Below are 21,213 nucleotides of genomic sequence, written 5' to 3' on the forward strand. Positions count from 1 at the left end.
CAATCACGAGCTACCGACACGTTAGAGATTTGCTCGCAACTCTTCGACTCGGTTCGTCTTCTCCCACGTGAAATCGGCGTGTGCGCGGCCAAAATGGCCATAGGCGGCCGTCTGAGCGTAGATCGGACGCAGTAGATCAAGCTCGGCGATAATCGCGGCAGGCCGCAAATCGAAAACTTTATCCACAGCCTTCTCGATGCTCGCCAGCGCGACCTTCTCGGTTCCGAACGTGTCAATCCGCACCGAAACCGGCTTCGCCTTCCCGATCGCGTACGCGATCTGCACTTCGCACCGATCGGCAAGCTCTGCCGCAACCACGTTCTTGGCCACCCAGCGGGCAGCATACGAGGCCGAACGATCCACCTTTGAGGGATCCTTACCCGAAAACGCGCCGCCCCCGTGACGAGCCATTCCTCCATACGTGTCAACGATGATCTTGCGTCCGGTCACGCCGGCATCGGCCTGCGGGCCTCCCATGACGAACCTGCCCGACGGATTGACGTACACCTTCATTGCCGAGGTATCCAGGTCAGTTTCCGCTGCAAGTACGGGATCGATAACGTGTTCGCGAATCGCACGTTCCAACCAAGTCTGGGTGACGTCGTCGTCATGCTGCGTGGAGACGACGACGGTGTTAACGGCGGCCGGGCCGTTCTCGCCGTAGTCAATGGTCACCTGAGTTTTGCCGTCGGGACGCAGGCCGGGAACGATCCCCTCTTTGCGAACCTGAGCGAGCCGTTCAGCAAGTCGATGCGACAGGTGGATCGGAAGCGGCATGAGCTCGGGCGTCTCGTTCGTGGCATAGCCGAACATGAGTCCCTGATCACCAGCACCTTGAAGATCGTAGGGATCAGTGCCAGCGTCGGTCCGCGCCTCATAGGATTCGTCTACTCCCCCGGCGATGTCAGGCGACTGCTGGCCGATTGACACCATGACCCCGCACGAATCGGCGTCAAAACCGATGTCTGACGAGGTGTAGCCAATATCGCGCACAGCAGCCCGAATGATCTCCGGTATCTCCACGTAGGCCGTGGTCGTCACTTCGCCAGCAACAAGTACAAGGCCAGTCGATACAAGCGTTTCTATCGCCACGCGCGCACCCGGATCCTGGGTAAGGATCGCATCCAAAATCGAATCGGAAATACGGTCACATACCTTGTCCGGGTGGCCTTCGGTCACTGATTCTGAAGTGAAGGGCTGTAGTCTCACGTGGTCTTCCTATAGGTTGCAATGGAATCAAAAATTGCAGTCGCGGCGTCGGCCTTTGTACCGGCGGCTTCGGCAACCGTAGCGCCGTCGCGATCAACGATGGTCACGGCCGTATCGACTGCACCAAAACCGGCGGTCTCGCCCACCTTGTTGATGACGAGCAAGTCTGCGCCTTTACGCCTAGCTTTACGCCGGCCATGTTCGAGGTAGTCGGCGTCCCCATCACCGGTTTCAGCTGCAAAGCCGACGACGATCTGCCCTGGGCGCTTCTCCCGTGCAAGCCCAGCCAAAATGTCGGGGTTCTCAATAAGCCGCAAGGTGAGGTCGCCGTCGCGTTTCATTTTCGTATCTGAAGCGTTATCCACCCGGAAATCAGAGACGGCAGCGCTCATAATCAGCACATCAGCATGCTCGGCCTGCTCGATCATCGCGGTTTGCAGGTCGAGAGCCGAACCCACGGGCGTGATCTGTACGGCCGGGTCGAGCTCTGCCATGACTGAAGCATCAATGTTGGCAGCGATAAGTACAACATTCGCACCCCGGCGAACCGCCTCGTTCGCAAGCGCTACACCCATCCGTCCCGTCGACCTATTCGCAATGAACCGCACCGGATCGATGGGCTCGCGCGTTCCACCCGCGCTGATAGCAACCTTTAGACCGGCAAGATCCTGCACGTCCTCGCCATCTAAGCGATCGAGCACGGCCTGCACGATAGTTTCCGGTTCGCTCATCCGCCCAATGCCTGAATCCTGGCCGGTAAGCCTGCCAGATTCCGGGCCGATGAACTCCACGCCGCGGGCCGCAAGAGTTGCCACGTTGGCTTGCGTAGCGCGATTGTTCCACATTTCCGTGTGCATCGCCGGGGCCATGAGCACCGGGCAGGTCGCTACGAGCACGGAGGCCGTGAGCAGGTTATCGGCGACTCCCGAGGCGATCTTCGCCATCGTATTAGCCGTGGCGGGAGCGATAAGCACGAGGTCGGCCTCTTGCCCTGTGCGCACATGTACTACCTCGTCTGCACCTTCAGCGGTGTGAACATGCACCGGGTTACCTGACAGCGCCTCCCACGTTGTCGCTCCGACGAAATCGAGGGAGTTCGGGGTCGGCACCACGACGACGTCGATGCCAGCCTTACGAAGGCCGCGCACCACACCCGCCACTTTATAGGCGGCAATCCCGCCGGTAACTCCTACGAGTACACGTTTAGTCTTCAAGGCTCATCGTGAGCTTGTCTTCAGCGATCTCCTGCAACGCAATGGACAGCGGCTTGTCTTCAGGTGTTGCGGGAACGAGCGGACCAATGCTGGTGACGTTCGGATCACCAGACTTCATTTCCTGACGGTAAGAGTTAATCTGGCGGGCACGTGCCGCGCTGAAAACGGCGAGCGTGTACTTGGAATCCACCTTGTCCAACAGCTCATCGATGGCCGGTGAGGTAATGCCCTCAGGATTAGGGGTCGTTCCGAACATATCTGCCTCTCCACGAAAGTCTTGCCGCGCGTGGTTGATCGAATCACGCACAGTATCAGCGATCTAGTCTAGTCGGCTTCGTCGATAATTTTAAGCAGGTCTGCGGTGGCTTGCGCCACTGTGGAATTAACGACGACGTGGTCAAACTCCGCTTCTGCTGCAAGTTCAACTTTGGCGGTCTGTAGCCTGCGGTGCTGTTCTTCTTCGCTTTCAGTACCGCGGCCGTGTAGCCGCTGGACAAGATCATCCCACGAGGGCGGAGCAAGGAAAATCTGCTGCGCCTGCGGCATCGATTCTCGAACTTGCCGGGCTCCTGCGAGATCAACTTCAAGGAGCACGGTGCGGCCTTCTGCTAAGGCTTGCTCTACCGGAGCGCGGGGCGTGCCGTATTTAGCCAGACCATGTACGACGGCCCATTCGAGCATGCCACCGGATTGCACCATCTCATCAAATTCTGCGTCGGACACGAAATAGTAGTTCACCCCGTGGGTCTCCCCCGGCCGGGGCGGCCGTGTTGTTGCTGAAATCGAAAACCAGATATCCGGGCGGGTCGCCATAATCTCACCAATGACTGTCCCCTTGCCCACTGCGGTTGGTCCACTGAGCACGAACGCTTTTGCCATGACCTCAATAGTGCCAGAATTGTGCGAATTTTTCCAAGAAGACTGCTCGATGTCCTCGCAGATCAAGCCGCTAACGGAAAACTCATCACGCTATAGCCGGAGATCTTCCTTATGCGCGAAGATCTCCGGCTATAGCGCAAAAAGATTTCTCAGATTGCGTCGCATACACCTTGAGGCCGGGTAGTCGATAAGCTTGACGTGGAGGTTGCTATGGACTCACGCATCGCTGCCATTGATACTCGCCACGGGCACGCGCTCGCGGCCTTGCTTGGACTCGTCTACCCGGCCGCCTACGCCGGACATCGCGCCCACGCCGAGACCGCTCCCCTCACCCTTTACGTTACGCAATCTGACGCGGATCAAGGTCATTACCTGCAACTACATGATCCGTCAGGGCCGGTGTTCTTACCCGAGGCGGGTGCGTTCAGCGGTATCTGTGCTGCTTGGCAACACGCGCGCGTGAGCGCTGGAGTCCAGCCGTGGAGCACGGTCACCGTGAATCTTGATAACGGCCAAGCGAGATTCACCTGCGACGCCCCCGAATTTCAGCAAGGTTTCCTTAATCCCGCTCCCGAGTCGTTCACGCGCCCGCACAACATTCGCCGCGACGGCATGGGAAACGTGGTCTACGCAGAAGACCGCGGACAAGATACTTCTGGTGGCACGCTTCATCGGGTGACGCGCCGCGACCGGTGGGGAACTCCCGCAGCCGACCCTAGAGCGCTGCGCCCGCGAGCTTCTAGCAACAAAGCGCTGACCGAGTCGTTGGCCGAGCGTGCACTGCGCGCAGTTGCTCACGTGTGCCCAGATAGTCACCTAGCTATCAGCGTCGCAGTGGATGCCGATAGCGAGGTTGTTTCGTTAGCCACCCGCGCCGGCATCGTGAAACGAGACGTACTCGAGGGCCGCGTTAAAACTGAGCTACGGCACATCGCTCAGGAATGGTTTGCTGATTGGGCCGAACCTGAGATTGAGGGCTTGTTAGTGTTACGCACGGAGCGTGGTGAGAGCGTCGTCATCGAGCATCCACCGGCTATCGACGGTATCACCTCGGGAACTTATCGCTCGATGTTCCTTCGCCTGTGCCAGCTCGCAGGCCTTGAACTCCCTGCCGTCGCCTCCCAGGCGAATCCGTGGCACGTAGGTCGCCAGCTTTTCGACGACGAACTGCTCGGCCTCGAACGAACCTCGCAGTCAGAGGGCCTGCTCGCATTATTGGGCGATATCGCGATACGCGAGCTGTGGCTAACCCGCGGCGAACAATGGCGCGCGGGTGCCGTGGTCGTTGATCCTGCTCGAAGCTACATTTTCGGCCCGGATCTTTACGTTCTTGACCAGCACGCCGTGACTCAGCTGTCGTTCAGTGACGAGGCAAAGAATGCCGCGTTTTCGATCGGCATGAGCCTGGCGAATGTCACCGCAGGAACGACGCCCGTCACCCAGACCGTCCTAGTTCTGCCTGATGGCACAATCAGCTACCTGACCGATCCGAAACGTGCAATCACAGACCTGCTCGAGGACCGTGATGGCACACATGGCAGCGGAACATCCGTGACTCCTTGGCCGGCCACACCCATTCCCACCTATTCTCGTGGCGTCATCGCACAGCACTGCACAGACATATCTGCACTTCTCACACAGATGCGCAATAGTGCCGATGCCGCGCTCGGCTATCAATGGCAGGCGGTTGGTACGGTTGTCACGACCAGCGCCGAACCATGCACATGTTGGATATTGGCCGGCTCTGAAGGCGAAAGGGAATGGGTGCCACTTGCTGGCGCCCCAGTGGACGTCCCCAACACGCTGGCCAATAGTGGCTACGACTACGCGCTCATCAGTACGGCTACCCGTAACTATTACGTGTCGGCTATTGAGCGTGTCCACGCATCGTCCGACGCGACGTCCGCACACGCCGCCCTGTTGTCGGCCGCAATGAACACATCGACAACGTAGGCACACGAGGGTGCGGATGGCCACGCAGGCGCCTGTGCTCTGGCGTGGCTACCTCATCTCCAACCTTTAGCCGAAAAGATCGATGAGCTTTTGTGCCTGGTGCCTGCCGAGCCCGCCAACACGGCGCGACGGCGAAATCTTCGCTGACTCCATAATCGCGGCAGTCTTGGCAGGGCCAACACCTGGCATCGCCTGTAACAGGGCGGTCACCTTCATTTTTGCAACGACCTGATCGTTCTTCGCGAGCTCAAGAACCTCTGACAGCTTCTTACGACCCTCCTTCAATTCCTCTTTGAGAGCAGCTCGCTGCTTGCGAGCAACAGCAGCCTTCTCGAGTGCGGCCTTGCGCTCTTCGGGCGTCAAATTTGGTAAAGCCATGGTCTTCTCCTCAAGACGAACTTTGTTACCGCAAATATAGCGTTCATCGGCGCAAAGTTCCGCAATTTAACGCCAATTCGAAAAGGTCATTTTACTGTTAAATGTTTGCACAGGTCAGCGGCCTGTTTTTTGCTCGTTGCCGACACGCTAGGGCATTACGCAAACAAAGTTTGACTATTTTCCGCGGTAATACTCTTGGATCGTCCGCACGCTGAAATCCTTTTTGCGTTGATCCTTTATCGCCTGAACGGCGGCACCAAATTCGGCGATCGTCGTCATAATCGGCAAGTCCGCCGCAACAGTTGCAGCGCGAATAGCGTAGCCATCCGCACGGCTGCCCTTGTTGTTCGGCGTATTGACGACCATGTCGATCTTCCCGGATTCAATAAGGTGCACCACGTTGTGTTCGGGACTGTCCGCGATCTTCTCGACGCGCGTCGCCTCAATCCCGTAGCGGGCAAGCACTCGGCACGTTCCCGCCGTCGCAAACACCGTGAACCCCATGTCGACCAGCTGTTGCGCTGGGAAGATGATGCCGGCCTTGTCGGCGTCGGACACGGACAGGAAGACACTTCCCGACGTCGGCAGGCCGCCATACGCCCCAGCTTGCGCTTTAGCAAAGGCAACCGGGAATGTGGTGTCGATGCCCATGACCTCTCCCGTGGAGCGCATTTCCGGGCCAAGCACGCTGTCGACAACCTGGCCACTGTTGGTCGCAAAACGCTGGAAAGGTAGCACTGCTTCCTTGACCGCGATCGGACCGTCCAGGTCGAGTAACCGAGCGTCGTCCGCCGGAAGTGCTCCGCATGCCTTGAGATCGGCGATACTCTCGCCCATCATGATCCGTGTGGCCGCGGGTGCAAGCGAGATTCCGGTGGCTTTCGAGACGAACGGCACGGTACGCGACGCGCGCGGATTGGCTTCAATCACGTAGAGGGTGCCTGAGCGGATCGCGAATTGAATGTTGATCAGGCCTACCACGCCCACGCCGCGGGCGATCGCCTCAGTCGCAGCGCATATTTTGTTGATCATTGTTTGGGACATCGTCAGCGGCGGTAACACGCAGGCGGAATCCCCCGAATGAATACCGGCTTCTTCGATGTGTTGCATGACCCCGCCGAGGAAAAGTTCCTCGCCGTCAAACAGGGCATCGACGTCGATCTCGATTGCGTCGTCAAGGAAACGGTCAATTAACAGCGGCGCGGACTGGCGTACGGCGTCGGTATGATCTGATTCTTGCCGTGCCAAATAGTCAAGGAGTTCTTCACGGGAGAAGACGATCTGCATACCGCGGCCACCCAGCACGTACGATGGTCGGACAAGCACCGGATAGCCGATGGACTCAGCAACCTCAATCGCTTGCGCATCGCTGACTGCAGTTCCATATTCTGGAGCTTGTAAGCCGGCTTTAGCGAGGACCGATCCGAAAAGGGCACGATCTTCTGCCAGATCGATCGCCTCAGGTGAGGTACCCACGATGGGAACGCCGGCCGCTTCCAAATCCTTCGCCGGCGACAGCGGGGTTTGCCCTCCGAGCTGGACGATCACTCCGGCAATCGGCCCCGCCGCAGCTTCGGCACGGTAAACTTCGAGCACGTCTTCAAGCGTGAGTGGTTCAAAGTAAAGCCGATCCGAAATATCGCTGTCTGTTGAGACCGTTTCCGGATTGCAGTTGATCATGACGGTGTCGTAGTCGCCAGCAAGCGCGAACGTGGCCTGCACACACGAATAGTCGAACTCGATACCTTGACCGATCCGGTTCGGACCGGATCCCAAAATAATGACCGCGGGCCTGGTACGTGGCGCTACTTCAGTCTGTGCCGCATACGACGAGTAGAAATAATTCGACTCCGCGCCTTCGGCACCTGCGTAGGTGTCAACCTTCTTATAAACCGGGTGGAGCCCGTAGGCCCAGCGCACTTCGCGCACGGTCGCCTCGCCGATGCCTCTTAGCTGTGCAATTTGCTGATCGGAAAAGCCGTGATTCTTCGCTCGCGTCAGTACGTCAACGCTCAGTGCGGGTGCTGTGGCAATCTCATCGGCCACCTCATTGATCGTGGCAATAGCTTCTACAAATAGCGGAGTGATGTCCGTTGCCGCGCACACCTCATCCACGCTCGCTCCGGCACGCAGTGCTTGTTGCACCTGGACGAGTCGGTTTTCCGTTGGCGTACCAATGCTGTCCATGAGCTCGGTCAGATTCGGCGTGCCCTGCCAGTGGAAAGTCGCGCCTTTCTTGTCGATTGAACGCATGGCCTTTTGTAGGGCTTCAGTAAAGTTGCGGCCAAGTGCCATGGCTTCGCCCACGGACTTCATCGTCGTCGTCAGCGTAGGATCAGCTGCCGGGAACTTTTCGAACGTAAAGCGCGGCACCTTGACGACGACGTAGTCGATCTCCGGATCACCAGAGGCGAGCGGCTCCCCCGTCGCATCGTTCGTGATCTCGGCAAGCGTGTAACCCACCGCAAGCTTCGTCGTAATCTTCGCAATCGGAACGCCTGTGGCCTTCGATGCGAGCGCAGACGAGCGCGAGACCCGCGGATTCATTTCGATGACGACCATGCGCCCGGTATCCGGTTCGATCGCGAGCTGAATATTACATCCACCGGCAGCCAGCCCCACCTCGCGGACGATCGCCATCGACAGTTCGCGTGCTCGCGCCAGCTCGTCGTCGCTCAGCGTGAGCGCCGGGGCCACCGTGATCGAATCTCCCGTGTGCACACCAACCGGGTCCACATTCTCGATTGAACAGACGAGGATCCCGACGTCGTCGCTATCGCGAATCACTTCGAATTCGAGTTCTTTCCAACCCAGGATCGACTCTTCCATCAAGACCTCGGCCGTGTGCGAATGGTGTAAACCGCCGCCGACGATACGTTCGAGCTGCTCGGGATTATATGCCAAGCCCGAGCCAAGCCCGCCCATCGTGAACGACGGGCGCACCACCAGCGGATATCTCAAATCTTCAGCTGCCGCGAAACACTCGTCCAACGAATGCGCAATATGAGACCTAGCAGACTCTCCGCCGCATGCCTCGACGACCTTCTTGAACGCCTCGCGATCCTCGCCCTTGCGAATGGCCTGCGCGTCCGCACCAAGAAATTCCACGCCGAACTTCGCGAACGTCCCGTTGTCATGAAGCGCCATCGCAGTGTTGAGAGCAGTTTGCCCGCCGAGCGTGGCAAGCACGGCGTCGGGGCGTTCCCGCTCGATAATGGAGGCGACAACGTCGGGAGTAATCGGCTCGATATACGTGGCATCGGCCAGCCCGGGGTCGGTCATGATGGTAGCCGGGTTGGAGTTGACGAGAACCACTCGGTAGCCTTCGTCTTTCAACACCCGGCACGCCTGCGTACCTGAATAATCAAATTCACATGCCTGACCAATGACGATCGGGCCGGAACCGATCACGAGGATCGACTCAATATCTGTTCTTCTGGGCACGCAGCCTCCTAGGTATCGTGATTGTCTCCGTTCTCGTCGCCGTCCTCAGGCGACGGCGTGACCGGCACTTCTGTGACAACGGTACCAAGGCCAGCTGTTTCTGCATCGCGTATCTCACCAACGCGGTTGAGCACACCCATGGTGAAACCAACCGACGAATCGGACGATAGATCGCGTGCCAGTCCCTTGATCTCAGAGACGACGATGGGCACATCAATTCCGAGGAACATGAGTTCTGTGGCACCGAGTCGCAACAGGTTACGATCCACCGTACTCATTCGCGCAAGCGACCAATCTGGAGAGGCCGCCTCGATCATCGAATCGACGTCGGGAGCGTTATCCGCGTACGTCTGCACGATCGTGATTCCATAATCACCGATCGGAACAATGTTGGTGGAAATAGTCTTGCGCTCTTCTAATAGCGCGTGCACGTCACGTTCACGCAGATCGGCCTCGTAGAGAACATCGAGTGCCTTCTGGCGTTGAAGTGAGCGCCCTTTTCGATCCGGGTTGCGCCGTGCCATCAGGCCCGGCCGAGATATTCGCCGGTGCGGGTATCAACCTTGACCTTGGTGCCCTGGTCAACGAACAGCGGCACCTGGATTTCGTATCCCGTTTCAAGGGTGGCAGGCTTCGTGCCCGCGTTCGAACGGTCACCCTGGAGGCCAGGCTCGGTAAACGTGATTTCCAGAACCACGGAGGCAGGAAGTTCAACGAACAGTACCTGGCCATCGTGCATCGCAATCGTGGCGGTCGCGTTTTCCAGAAGGAAGTTCTTCGCATCGCCCATTGTCTCGGCGGTGACCGGAAGCTGTTCGTAGGTCTGCATGTCCATGAACACGAAATCTTCGCCGTCGTTGTACAAGTACTGCATGTCACGGCGGTCCACGGTGGCTGTTTCTACCTTAACGCCAGCGTTCATCGTCTTGTCCACGTGCTTACCGGTGAGGACGTTACGTAGCTTGGTGCGTACGAAAGCCGGGCCTTTACCTGGCTTAACGTGCTGGAATTCGACTACCTGCCACAGCTGGTTGTCCAGCTTGAGGACCATACCGTTCTTCAGATCATTGGTGGTTGCCACAGTTATCCAATCTTCACATGCCGCTGTGCGGCGGCGCTTTCACGCATATAAGGATAGCGTGAAAGCGCCGTTTTCGATATTCGCTATGACTAGCTACACGCCCACAAGCTCACGTTTCGGTTCGGCAGACTTGTCGAACTGGGCGGATAGCGCGAGTTCTTCGCGAGACGGACGAGCCGCTAGCAACGCCCACAGGATACACACGAGGTCAACGAGTTCCTGCATCCAGGCGCCCACGAATGCCGGCATGATTCCGCTCGCGCCGATGAGCATGAGCACGACGGAGAAGCCGACGCCGATTGCGATCGCCTGCCATGCGATTCTCATCGTGCGCTGGCACGCAAGAAGCAAGCGTGGGATGCGGGTGAGGTCGTCGAGCATGATGACGACGTCGGCAGATTCGACTGCCGCCGCCGAACCGCGGGCTCCCATGGCCACGCCCACATCCGAAGCTGCAAGCACTGGAGCGTCGTTCACGCCGTCGCCCACCATCATCACAGGTTCGGGTTGCAACTGACGGATCGCAGTCACCTTATCTTCCGGTAGCAGGCCGCCATGAACCGTGTCGATACCAAGCTCGTCTGCCACCCTTATCGCGGTCTCTTCCGCATCGCCAGTCAACATTGCAGTGTTCGCAATTCCGGCCTCGCGGACGGCCGCCAGGGCGGTCGGGGTTTCTGGGCGAATCGGATCACTCATCTCGATTCTGCCGGCTAGTTCGCCGTCGATACTCACGTAAACCGAGGAACGTCCAGGTTCTGCCACGTGAGTAGCCGGCTCGCCAGTGCCCGTGACGAAGCCGTACTTGCCCACGCGAACCACCTTGCCATCCACGGTGGCCTGTACACCCTGCGCCGGAATTTCCTGAGCGTCAACCGGGTGGGGCACATCGCGACCCGCGGCCTCGACAATCGCTTCGGCAAGCGGATGAGAAGAATACATTTCCGCGCTCGCGGCATAGCGCAGCAAAACTTCTTCGTCCATGTGCGAATCAACCACTTGAATCTGTGGCTCGCCGCGGGTCAACGTACCCGTCTTGTCGAAGGCAACAGTTTTGACCTTGGAAATCTTTTCAATCGTGCCGGCATTCTTCACAATAAGACCAGTGCGCGCGGCACGCGACATGCCGGCCATGAACGCAACCGGAGCGGCGATAATGAGCGGGCATGGTGTTGCGACCACAAGCACCTGTGCGAAACGCATCGGATCTCCCGAAAGCGCCCAAGCAGCACCCGCGATGAGGAATGCGATGAGCGTGAACGGCACCGCAACCCTATCTGCGAGGCGGACGAACGGAGCCTTCGATTCGCGAGCTTCGTTCACGAGCGACACGATTCGCTGGTACTGCGAATCGGCAGCAGTCGCCTTCGCGACGACCTCGATGGTTGCTGCGCCGTTGAGAGCACCCGACATGATTGCTTCGCCGCGCGTGTGCTGTACGGGTAGCGACTCGCCGGTCAGCTGGCTTTCGTCCAGCAGCGCGCTGTCCGATTCCAGCAGGCAGTCAACGGGTACGATTTCGTGTGGGCGCACCACAAGCCGGTTGCCGATCTCGACGGCGTCGACGTCGATTTCCTTCACTCCCTCAGGCGTTTTCAGGTACGCAACGGTTGGCGCACCCTCCAAAAGGGAGGTGAGCTCGGCGCCGGCCCGGTTTTCCGCATAGTCCTCGAGTCCCTCTCCGCCCGTCAGCATGAGGCACACGACGAGCGCCGCCCAGTATTCACCAACGATAATCGTCGAGGCAATCGCAGTAACCGCGAGGATGTCAATTCCGAAGCTGCCCTCGCGCAGCGTGTCAACCATGCCCTTAAACTGCAAGATCGCAATGAAGCCCGCAACAGCGGACACGACCACCCGGGCAGCGCCGTTGTTGCCAGTGGCCTCGAGAATGATTCCGATGGCTGCCGTGATAGCCACGAGTGCCACGAGTGGATACCTAGTGAAGAATTTCTTTATCTGCCGCATGCCTCCATGTTATTTTGGAGTCAATCCAAAAACAACGAAGGTAAGGCTCTCCTGTGATATGGTAAGGAAACCCTTAGTCCGCAGTTTAGCGGCTTTGTGTAAAGCTTAAGATATGATCAGCGGCCTGCTCGGGGGTCATTGTAGTCGTGTCACACTCGTGTGTGGCAACTGCCGCGTATGAGGGCTCGCGCTGGTGCAACATCTGGCGAAATTCTTTGCGCGGCATGATCATCGCGCCCGATCTGGGGCCGATGAGCCCGTTGCGGGTGACCAGAGTAGACAGATCTGCCCTCAGGTGCACCACAATCGCATCCGGTAGCTTGCCTAACCGGTCACGCTCCGCAGCAAATTCGGCGTCATACTTTCCGCTAAAAACCTCTGACGGAATCGCTAACGCCCAACGTTCGGCAGGCTCGGACGCAATGTCGTCGAAGAAGCCATTGAGCGCCTCACGGATTGTGGCATTCCGCGTGCCCGGTTCAATAGATAGGTAATAGTCGGTCACATTCATACCGGCCTGGCTAGCTACGACGTGGTCGACGTCGCCAGCCACCCATCCGCGCTTACCCAGTTCGCGCACGATCGAACTTTTCCCTGTTCCGGACGCACCGACCAAAATGATTGCGCTCACAGACCAACCTCGGTGAAGGCTGCGTCAAGTTGCTGCTCGCTCGGTGCAACCAGGATCTGCGGCGAACCCAATTCGGAAAGGACTACGAATCTCAACTGGCCTGAACGAACTTTCTTATCCGAGTACATGATGTCAAGGAGGGTCTGCCTGCTCACTCCAGAATGGGACACAGGTAGGCCCAGCTTGAGCAATATTTCCCGGTGGTGGTCGGCGAGCCCGGCCGGTCCAATTCCAGCAGCTACCGAAAGCGCAGCCGCAAACACACACCCAATCGCAACCGCTTCCCCATGCCTGATCGAATAGTTCGAACTGAGCTCAATCGCGTGAGCGAGCGTATGCCCGTAGTTCAAAAATTCGCGCTGGCCAGACTCACGCAGATCTGCCGACACGATGTCCGCTTTGACCTGGACCGAACGTGAAATAAGTTCGAAAAGATCACTTCCCGTGGTCGGATCGGAAGATTCGCGGATGATCCGGGTGATCTGGTCATCAGCGATGAAGCCGCATTTGGCGACCTCCCCCATACCAGCACGAATCTCAGCCTCATCAAGCGTGGCGAGCGTGCCCACATCTGCGAACACTGCCAGCGGAGGATGAAACGCGCCCACCATATTCTTACCGTGGTCGGAGTTAATGCCCGTCTTCCCACCAACAGCCGCGTCCACCATGGCAAGCAACGTGGTGGGCACCTGGATAACGGGTACCCCGCGTAACCAGGTAGCGGCGAGAAAGCCGGCCATGTCAGTCGTCGCTCCCCCGCCGACGGCGATCACCACGCCGTCGCGCCCAAGGCCCGCGTCGCCTGCTGCTCGCCATCCGTCAATAAGAACCTCGGCGGTCTTGCTCTCTTCGCCGGGCGGGATGACAAACGGGTGTACGGGCACGTCCGCAATTTTCAGCTCGGTAATGATGGCATCCGCGTAAGTGCGCACGTGTTCGGTGAACACGACGAGCGCTCCCGCGCGGGTGGCAGCTAATCGAACAACTTCGCTCGCTAAATCACTGCCAATCGTCACGTCATAATCAACATCACCGCGAACCGTGATTCGCGCCAACTGTGCAGTCAAATGTTCCACCACCTCGTCAACAACGCGGCCAACTGGACGCGCATCGGATAAGACAACGTAGCTTGCCACGCTGTGATAAATCGTTGATCGTTGCCTGCGTAAGCGCTTGATGGACGCCCGCGGATCGTTCTTAAGCAACGGTCGTATCGTACGTGAATGAGTCACCCGCCGGACCAGCTCGTCATCACTGGCTTCGATGAGCACAACCTGTTGGTCAGCCAGCAACGAACGGGTGCCGGGGTGGAGCACTGCCCCGCCGCCGAGTGCGAGCACGCCGTCAAATTCCCGGATTGCCCAAGCAATAGCGTCCGCTTCGATCTGACGAAAACCGTTCTCACCGAGGGTCGCGAAAAGCGAGTCGATGCTACGCCCTGTGCGTTCGACGATAAGTTCATCCGAGTCACGAAACTCGGCGCCCAGCTCTTTTGCCACGCGCCGCCCAACAGTGGACTTTCCGGCACCGGGCATTCCAATAAATATTGCACGAGGAGCCATCTACCTGCGCACCTCTGGAATGTGGCTCCACCACGAGTCGATGTTGCGCCGGATCTCGGCCAGGGAATCGCCGCCGAACTTCTCCACGAGCGCCTGCGCGAGGACGAGCGCCACCATCGCCTCGGCGATGACGGCCCCGGGCACGACGGCGGTCGTGTCGGAGCGTTGGTGGAGCGCCGTCGCGGGCTCACCCGTATCCGTGTCGATTGTAGAAAGCGCGCGCGGCACGGTGGAAATAGGTTTGTAGGCCACCCGGGCGACGACGGGTTCGCCGTTCGTCATCCCACCCTCGATACCGCCGGCTCGGTTTGTAGAACGCGAAATAGTTCCTGATTCACGATAGATCTCATCGTGTGCACGAGAACCACGACGCCGCGCCGTCTCAAAGCCATCGCCGATCTCCACACCCTTGACGGCCTGAATGGACATGAGCGCACCTGCAAGGCGGGCATCGATACGATCCTGCCCGCGCACGTACGTCCCCAGGCCCTGCGGCACATTCCACGCCACTACTTCGACGACGCCGCCCAGCGTGTCCGCATCGGCTTTCGCCTCGTCAACCTCGGCGCGAAAACGTGCGGCAAGCTCGCGATCAAGTTGGCGTACGTCGCTATCATCGAGTGCGTCCGCGTCTGCGGGCCTGGGCAAAGATAGATCTTCTGGCGCTCTGACGCTTCCCATCCCCACAACATGGGAAACGACCTCGACACCCGCGGCTTGCCTGAGCAGCTGTTTCGCAAGCTCGCCGAGCGCCACTCGGGCAGCGGTTTCGCGCGCGGATGCCCGTTCGAGGACTTCGCGAGCCGAATCAAAACCGTATTTGTTCATGCCAACCAAATCCGCATGCCCGGGGCGTGGCCGTGTGAGAGGTTTGTTGCGCGAGACCTCACGTTCGTCTCCGGTACCGGCGTCGATGAGCAGAGCTTCGGGCGGCACAGGATCAGCGCTCATGACCACTTCCCACTTGGGCCATTCAGAATTTCCAATCTGTACCGCAATGGGAGAACCCAAGGTACGGCCGTGGCGTATACCTGACAGGATTGTCAGCTCGTCTTGTTCAAACTTTTGCCGTGAGCCGCGCCCGTAGCCCAAACGCCTCCGCCATAGGGCATGGGCGATGTCCTTGCTCGTCACGGCAACTCCCGCTGGCATACCTTCAAAAAGGGCGATAAGTGCCTGGCCGTGGGATTCCCCTGCTGTACTCCACCGAATCATGCCTTTATTGTGCCAGTTCTTTTGCACACGTGGGAATTCACGCCACGAGCGCCCACGCCAACCATGATCCACCGACCAGCCATGGGCCAAGCGGATGGCGGCTGTGCAAGGTCACTTTGGCGAACAAGGATTTGCCCAACACAAACAGGGTGTGTGCTCCGAAAGCTACGGCCACCATTGTGAGCGGTCCTTGTTCAGACCACAGCCCGTTCCACCCTGCAAGCACCACGAGGAGCCGGGCGTCTCCCATACCGAGCAAGTTGCCACGTGATAGTTTTGCCACGGGCACGAAAAAGATGGCGAATGCGATCGCGGCCGCTATTGAGCGCAAGGGATAAGGCCCGATCCATAGTGCACCGAAGCACACCGCACCGGCTAGGTGAGTCCAGTTCTTCAGCAGCACGTGTGCATGCACATCAATGAGTGCGTTAATCGCAAGCGGGGCATAAAATAGGCCCGCTAATGCGGCTGCCAACCAGCCACTCGCGGTGTCCGGTGCAGGAATAGCGGCCACGGCGAACGTCGTACCCGCAACTATGAAAGCAAGAAACGCTGCCCGCGAGTTTGATGCGGCGCCGTAAAGAAGCGGGTGTGATGACATGGTTTCACGGTACCTAATTGCCAGCCACGCAGGCTAGGTTCTCCACAGCGTCATATCGCTGCACGCACGTGTTCCAGCTGTGGATTTTTGCCGGTGAGCACGCGGATCTGGTCTTGACGCTGATGAGCGGTAATGTCAGCTGCACACACGTACGGCTCGCCACACCCTTCCCACGCGCCGGTCATATCGCACACTGCCGCAGGCTCAGCGTCAATCGGTTCTTCGATCGTATTGATAAGCAGATCAACCGCAGGGCGGTGTAGCCGGCTCAGTTTGACGACGTCGATATCAACACCCATTCTGTGCGCGGCGCTCATTGCTAATCCTGGTTGGTCAGACGCAACCGTGATGTGGGAGTAGCCGTGTTGCACTGCGGCCGCTATCGCACACGCGGCCAATTCGCCTCCACCAGCGATGAGAACGCTCGACCTTGGACGTGCGCGTCCTGAATGAACACCTAGCACGTCCGTCATCGCTCGTCCCAACGCACCGGGCAACGCTGCAAAACCAACAACTAATTGAGACGCGCCGGTTGGTTGGAAAAGAATCGTGTCGAGCACTCCGGTCCGTCCGGCAATTCCGTCAACGAAATCGCACGCCGCTCGCAACGCGGGATCCGAACTCGGCGGACAAGCAAAACCGGTATATTCCGCAAACTCGTTGACAAAGCGTGTCAAGTCGCCAGTGTTATTCCGGGCGTCCACCTGGCCGCCGATCCGGAACGGTGCCGGATCTAAGCCAACAACCCCGAAGGTCAACCGTCCTGCCCTTCTTGCGGATTGGCAGCAATCCATTCACGAAGCTGCTCAACATACACGTTGTGCTGTTGCAAGTTGTTCGAGAATTTTGTTTCTCCGGTATCAAAGTTGACGGTGACGAAGTAGAGCCAGTCTCCTGCCGGCGGGTTATGCGATGCCTTAATCACGTCGAGACTCGGATTCGAGATCGGCCCTGGTGGCAGACCCGGATTCAGGTACGTGTTGTAAGGACTATCGGTTTCCAGTTCCGCCTTGGTGGGAACTCCGCCAGTCTTTCCGACGGCGTACAGCACGGTTGAGTCCATTTGCAGGCGTCCGCCGACTTCACTCGTGTCAGCGATACGATTTTCGATCACCCGGGCAACCTGGCCATAGTACTCCGGCCAATTCACTTCGCGTTCGACGATCGAGGCAACCGTGATCGTGCGTTGCCACTGATCTTCGGGGATGCCAGTTTCTTTCATTTCCGATACGCGGTGGCCCACCATCGTGGACAGTGCCTGTTCAGCGGTGGTGTCCGGTGTGAATTGGTAGGTAAGCGGAGCGATCCAGCCCTCCACGTTTCCACCTGCCTGGGCAGGTAGTCCCAAGGATGCTGGGTCAGCCAACAGGGCGTCCACGTCGGCCGCGTCATATCCCATGACGTTAACGAGGCGTGCGGCGACCTGTTGCGTTGTAAAACCCTCTGGAATAGTCACGGATACTTCTGCTCGACTACTGGGATCGAGCATCGCAGCCAGTGCCGCCGAGGCCGACATCTGCCGTTTTAGTGCATAGCTTCCCGCTTGGATGGACGACGCTCGCCGATCGGCGTTGTAAGCCTTAATGAACGCTTCCTGGGACGCGACGACGTCGCTACCGACGAGTATTGCTCCGATATCTGCGCCCGTCGAATTCTCCGGAATCATGACGACGACGGGTTCTGTGCCTTCACCTGCATAGTCTTCTGCTACGGACCCGTTGAGGTTGAGCAGATCGCGCACGTGCGGCCAGGCGACCATCGCCGAACAGACGATGAGAAAAACGGCGAGAAATAGTACGAGGGACGTGCGCCTGAGTTTCTTTCGCTGGTCAACTCGACGGGCGCCCACGTTCTTCTCGGTGCGCTTTTTGCTATCGGGTAATTCGTCAAATAGTTCGCTCACGCTATTCCTCCACAACCGGCTCACCACCGGCATTGAGGCTGATGACCTCGCCGGGAGCTTCGCCAGATGTACGCTCTAGCTCGAGTGCCTGTTCTAAAATGATAACTGCTGCGGCCTGATCAATGACTCTTTTATGCGAGATCTCTTTTAATCCTGCTTCGCGTAATTGCCGGTGTGCTTGGACCGTACTGAGCCGTTCGTCTACGACGCGCACGGGAACCGGAAGAATTTTCCGTGCAAGCCGCTGCGCCCATCGGCGGGCGTCTTTCGCTGCCGCACCTTCAGAACCGTCCATGTTTAACGGCAATCCAACAATGACTTCCAAAGCGGACGTGTCGCGTACAAGTTTAGCGACGCCGTTGAGCGCCCGATGACCCGCCGGCATCGTCTCGTATGGGGTGGCGAGGATCCCGGCAGCGTCGCTCCGTGCAACGCCAACTCGGGCCTTACCCACGTCTACCCCAATACGAATACCGTTACGCACACTTATCCGATCTGCGCCACGATCTGGTCGAGGGCTTCGCGCGTCTTGCTTGCATCCGAGCCGCCGCCCTGTGCCATGTCGTCCTTGCCGCCGCCTCCGCCGCCAAGTACCTTCGCTGCGAGGGTGACCAAGGCTCCAGCTTTAATGCCGCGTTCGCGAGCACCTTCGTTTGTGGCGACGACGACGGACGGACGCCCCTTCGCAATCGCAGTGACCGCGACGACGCCGGGTTGCGTGCCTAGACGTTCGCGAAGCTGGGTGGCCATCTGGCGCGCCTCGTTGGCATCGGCGTCCGTACCGAAATCGTGAGCGATAACGGCGATACCATTGATATCCTTGCGCCCCTCTACGAGCGATCCAAGGCTGGCCGTCAGCTTTTCGGCACGCATGGCCGCAAGCTCCTTTTCGGCGCTCTTAATCTTGGCAAGCAGGCCGTCAATATGCTCGGGTAGCTCTTCGGGGCGTACGCGCAGCCGGCCCGTCAGCTGGTTAACCAAGGCTCGTTCCTTCTGCCCGGCCGTGTATGCTCCCTTGCCGACGAGTGCCTCAACGCGGCGCACTCCCGAACCGATCGAGGATTCGCTCAGCAGCGTGATAAGCCCGATCTCACCGGTGGAAGCTACGTGGGTACCAGCGCACAGCTCTCGGCTCCACGGCCCGCCGATCGACACCACGCGGACTTCGTTACCGTACTTCTCACCGAAGAGGGCCATGGCGCCCATCTTCTTTGCCTCATCGAGGCTCATCACCTCGTCGGTGACTTCTAGGTTATCGCGTAGCTTCGAGTTGATCTCCGTTTCCATGTCGCGCATAACATCATCTGCTACTTGCTCGCCGTGGCGGAAGTCGAACCGGAGTGCCGACGGCGAATTCTCTGAGCCGGCCTGAGTTGCTTGATCGCCCAGAGTTTCACGGATCACCTGGTGCACCATGTGCGTGGACGTGTGAGCACGCGCAATCTGTTCGCGGCGATCCACATCAATCTGAGAAAAGACCGAGTCCCCCACTGCGACCGAGCCTTCAGTCAGGCGCGCACGGTGCACGAACAGGCCCTTGATCGGCATCTGTACGTCGTCGACTTCGATCATTCCGCCGCCTGCAACGGAAATCGTGCCGTGGTCGGCCAGCTGGCCGCCCTGTTCAGCCCAGAACGGGGTCTGATCAAGCACAACCTCCACGTTCGCGGGAGCTTCCGCAGCCGGCACCGGCTGGCCGTCTTGCAAAAGTGCCACAACCTTGCCGTCGGCAGAATAGTCTGTGTACCCGAGGAAGTGGGTAGCACCCCCGGTGTTTGCTTCAATCTGATGGTAGGTCGAAGCGTCCACGTGCCCAGTCTTCTTTGCTAGAGCATCCGCGCGGGCGCGATCCTTCTGTTCCTGCATGAGGCGACGGAATCCGGCCTCATCAACCTCGACTCCGGCTTCATGGGCCATCTCCAACGTGAGATCGATAGGGAAACCGTAGGTATCGTGAAGCGTGAACGCCGTATCACCGGGAAGTTCACTGCCTTCCTTCTTCGACTTCTTCACAGCAATATCGAAGATAGCTGTGCCCGATTCGAGCGTGCGCCGGAAAGCTTGCTCCTCCGTGTAGGCAACCTTCGAAATCATGTCGAAATTATGCTCAACCTCGGGATACGACTCTTTCATCGCATTCATCGACACCGGTAAAAGCTCCGGGAGTGCGACGCCGTCGTAACCTAGCAAACGTACCGAGCGCACAGCCCGCCGAATAAGCCGGCGCAAAACGTAACCGCGCCCATCGTTACCTGGGCGAACGCCGTCGTTGATAAGCATGAGCGAGGAACGCACGTGATCGGCGATGATACGCATCCGAACGTCGTCTTCCTCATCTGCGCCATACTTTTTGCCCGTCAGCTTTTCGGTGGCGGCGATGACGGGGAAAACCTCGTCGATCTCATACATGTTGTCTTTACCCTGGAGCAGGTAAGCAATACGTTCGAGACCAGCGCCCGTATCGATTGCCGTCTGATCGAGCCTGCCAATTAGCGGGTAATCTTGACCCTGACCTTCACCGCGCAAGAACTCGTCGAATACGAGGTTCCAGATCTCCAGGTAGCGGTCACCGCCCGGATCGACGTTGCCGCCCACTGCTTCCGGACCATATTCTGGCCCGCGGTCGTAATGGATTTCAGCACACGGGCCTGCAGGGCCCGGCTGGCCGGTCGACCAAAAGTTCTCTTCCCTGGTGAGCTTGACGATTCGCGCCGGATCAAGCCCGATCTTGTCGACAAGATGATTGTAGGCAACGTCGTCTTCTTCCCAGATCGTCACCCACAATCGTTCTTTTTCCAGGCCGTACCCGCCGTCGTCGACCGAGCTGGTCAGCAGGCCGAAGGCCAAATCAATAGCGCCTTCCTTGAAGTAGTCGCCGAATGAAAAATTACCGCACATCTGGAAGAACGTGCCATGGCGGGTGGTACGCCCAACGTTATCGATGTCGTTCGTACGAATGCACTTTTGGACCGATGCGGCTCGCGGGAATGGTGCTTCCTCTGTTCCCACAATGTAGGGAATGAACGGGACCATGCCGGCAATCGTGAAAAGAATCGACGGATCCGGCGAAACGAGCGGCACGGACTCCGCAATCACGTGATCGTGCTTGCGGAAGTAATCGAGCCAACGCTGACGAATCTCTGAGGTGCGCATCTTGCTCCTGTACTAATGCTTA

General features: G+C 58.7%; 18 protein-coding genes. 1 reads left to right on the forward strand and 17 read right to left on the reverse strand.

From position 1 onward, the window contains the following. Positions 1 to 21: 21 nt before the first annotated feature. The 4 genes from metK to gmk all read right to left on the reverse strand — a co-directional run bounded on the left by metK (position 22) and on the right by gmk (position 3,302). Positions 22 to 1,209 carry a methionine adenosyltransferase gene (metK, locus tag EL234_RS00585; RefSeq protein WP_126415646.1) on the reverse strand — a complete coding sequence of 396 codons (1,188 nt, stop codon included), beginning with the start codon at positions 1,207 to 1,209 and terminating at the stop codon, positions 22 to 24. Beyond that, a complete protein-coding gene (gene coaBC, locus EL234_RS00590; RefSeq protein ID WP_126415647.1) occupies positions 1,206 to 2,423 on the reverse strand; it encodes a bifunctional phosphopantothenoylcysteine decarboxylase/phosphopantothenate--cysteine ligase CoaBC in 1,218 nt (405 codons plus the stop codon). The genes metK and coaBC overlap by 4 nt, the downstream gene beginning before the upstream one ends. Beyond that, complete coding sequence (rpoZ, locus tag EL234_RS00595) at positions 2,413 to 2,679, reverse strand: DNA-directed RNA polymerase subunit omega (protein ID WP_126415648.1); 267 nt, start codon at positions 2,677 to 2,679, stop codon at positions 2,413 to 2,415. The genes coaBC and rpoZ overlap by 11 nt, the downstream gene beginning before the upstream one ends. A 68-nt stretch (positions 2,680 to 2,747) precedes the next feature. Continuing rightward, the gene (gmk, locus tag EL234_RS00600) at positions 2,748 to 3,302 is read right to left on the reverse strand and encodes a guanylate kinase (RefSeq protein ID WP_126415649.1); all 555 of its coding nucleotides are present in this window, start codon (positions 3,300 to 3,302) and stop codon (positions 2,748 to 2,750) included. Positions 3,303 to 3,512: 210 nt separating this feature from the next. On the opposite strand from gmk, the gene EL234_RS00605 reads away from it, so the two are divergent. Next, positions 3,513 to 5,255: a hypothetical protein gene (locus tag EL234_RS00605; RefSeq protein ID WP_126415650.1), complete on the forward strand. Its 1,743-nt coding sequence runs from the start codon at positions 3,513 to 3,515 to the stop codon at positions 5,253 to 5,255. Between the two features lie 66 nt (positions 5,256 to 5,321). Here EL234_RS00605 and mihF read toward each other — a convergent pair whose 3' ends face one another. The 13 genes from mihF to alaS all read right to left on the reverse strand — a co-directional run bounded on the left by mihF (position 5,322) and on the right by alaS (position 21,191). Further along, entirely contained in the window at positions 5,322 to 5,633 is a 312-nt protein-coding gene (gene mihF, locus EL234_RS00610) for an integration host factor, actinobacterial type (RefSeq protein ID WP_126415651.1), read from the reverse strand. A gap of 174 nt (positions 5,634 to 5,807) precedes the next feature. Next, positions 5,808 to 9,077, reverse strand: a complete 3,270-nt coding sequence (carB, locus tag EL234_RS00615) for a carbamoyl-phosphate synthase large subunit (RefSeq protein ID WP_126415652.1) — start codon at positions 9,075 to 9,077, stop codon at positions 5,808 to 5,810. Between the two features lie 8 nt (positions 9,078 to 9,085). Then, the gene (locus EL234_RS00620; protein ID WP_126415653.1) at positions 9,086 to 9,601 is read right to left on the reverse strand and encodes a transcription antitermination protein NusB; all 516 of its coding nucleotides are present in this window, start codon (positions 9,599 to 9,601) and stop codon (positions 9,086 to 9,088) included. Next, positions 9,601 to 10,158 (reverse strand): elongation factor P, encoded by a 558-nt coding sequence (gene efp / locus EL234_RS00625; protein ID WP_126415654.1) that lies wholly within the window; start codon positions 10,156 to 10,158, stop codon positions 9,601 to 9,603. Before efp ends, EL234_RS00620 begins: the two co-directional genes overlap by 1 nt. A 93-nt stretch (positions 10,159 to 10,251) precedes the next feature. Further along, a complete protein-coding gene (locus EL234_RS00630; protein ID WP_197718445.1) occupies positions 10,252 to 12,087 on the reverse strand; it encodes a heavy metal translocating P-type ATPase in 1,836 nt (611 codons plus the stop codon). A gap of 124 nt (positions 12,088 to 12,211) precedes the next feature. Next, positions 12,212 to 12,757 carry a shikimate kinase gene (locus EL234_RS00635; protein ID WP_126415656.1) on the reverse strand — a complete coding sequence of 182 codons (546 nt, stop codon included), beginning with the start codon at positions 12,755 to 12,757 and terminating at the stop codon, positions 12,212 to 12,214. Continuing rightward, positions 12,754 to 14,319, reverse strand: a complete 1,566-nt coding sequence (gene aroB, locus EL234_RS00640; protein WP_126415657.1) for a 3-dehydroquinate synthase — start codon at positions 14,317 to 14,319, stop codon at positions 12,754 to 12,756. Before aroB ends, EL234_RS00635 begins: the two co-directional genes overlap by 4 nt. Then, positions 14,320 to 15,534, reverse strand: coding sequence for a chorismate synthase (aroC, locus tag EL234_RS00645; protein WP_126415658.1), 1,215 nt, complete (start codon positions 15,532 to 15,534; stop codon positions 14,320 to 14,322). It lies immediately after the preceding gene. A gap of 37 nt (positions 15,535 to 15,571) precedes the next feature. Next, positions 15,572 to 16,135, reverse strand: a complete 564-nt coding sequence (locus EL234_RS00650; protein ID WP_126415659.1) for a hypothetical protein — start codon at positions 16,133 to 16,135, stop codon at positions 15,572 to 15,574. Positions 16,136 to 16,185: 50 nt separating this feature from the next. Beyond that, positions 16,186 to 16,812, reverse strand: coding sequence for a hypothetical protein (locus EL234_RS00655; RefSeq protein ID WP_126415660.1), 627 nt, complete (start codon positions 16,810 to 16,812; stop codon positions 16,186 to 16,188). A gap of 77 nt (positions 16,813 to 16,889) precedes the next feature. Further along, the gene (gene mltG, locus EL234_RS00660; protein ID WP_164712257.1) at positions 16,890 to 18,038 is read right to left on the reverse strand and encodes an endolytic transglycosylase MltG; all 1,149 of its coding nucleotides are present in this window, start codon (positions 18,036 to 18,038) and stop codon (positions 16,890 to 16,892) included. A 1-nt stretch (position 18,039) separates the two neighbouring features. Then, positions 18,040 to 18,528 carry a Holliday junction resolvase RuvX gene (ruvX, locus tag EL234_RS00665; RefSeq protein ID WP_126415662.1) on the reverse strand — a complete coding sequence of 163 codons (489 nt, stop codon included), beginning with the start codon at positions 18,526 to 18,528 and terminating at the stop codon, positions 18,040 to 18,042. Beyond that, positions 18,525 to 21,191: an alanine--tRNA ligase gene (gene alaS, locus EL234_RS00670; protein ID WP_126415663.1), complete on the reverse strand. Its 2,667-nt coding sequence runs from the start codon at positions 21,189 to 21,191 to the stop codon at positions 18,525 to 18,527. The genes ruvX and alaS overlap by 4 nt, the downstream gene beginning before the upstream one ends. Positions 21,192 to 21,213 lie beyond the last annotated feature (22 nt).

Source organism: Trueperella bialowiezensis (assembly GCF_900637955.1).
Classification (GTDB): Bacteria; Actinomycetota; Actinomycetes; order Actinomycetales; family Actinomycetaceae; genus Trueperella; species Trueperella bialowiezensis.

What these genes read in the sequence shown, in the direction of transcription:
- rpoZ (WP_126415648.1), bottom strand. Translation starts at nt 2,679, where the DNA reads ATGTTCGGAACGACCCCTAATCCTGAGGGCATTACCTCACCGGCCATC.
- gmk (WP_126415649.1), bottom strand. Translation starts at nt 3,302, where the DNA reads ATGGCAAAAGCGTTCGTGCTCAGTGGACCAACCGCAGTGGGCAAGGGG.
- EL234_RS00605 (WP_126415650.1), top strand. Translation starts at nt 3,513, where the DNA reads ATGGACTCACGCATCGCTGCCATTGATACTCGCCACGGGCACGCGCTC.
- mihF (WP_126415651.1), bottom strand. Translation starts at nt 5,633, where the DNA reads ATGGCTTTACCAAATTTGACGCCCGAAGAGCGCAAGGCCGCACTCGAG.
- EL234_RS00620 (WP_126415653.1), bottom strand. Translation starts at nt 9,601, where the DNA reads ATGGCACGGCGCAACCCGGATCGAAAAGGGCGCTCACTTCAACGCCAG.
- aroB (WP_126415657.1), bottom strand. Translation starts at nt 14,319, where the DNA reads ATGGCTCCTCGTGCAATATTTATTGGAATGCCCGGTGCCGGAAAGTCC.
- aroC (WP_126415658.1), bottom strand. Translation starts at nt 15,534, where the DNA reads ATGATTCGGTGGAGTACAGCAGGGGAATCCCACGGCCAGGCACTTATC.
- EL234_RS00650 (WP_126415659.1), bottom strand. Translation starts at nt 16,135, where the DNA reads ATGTCATCACACCCGCTTCTTTACGGCGCCGCATCAAACTCGCGGGCA.
- alaS (WP_126415663.1), bottom strand. Translation starts at nt 21,191, where the DNA reads ATGCGCACCTCAGAGATTCGTCAGCGTTGGCTCGATTACTTCCGCAAG.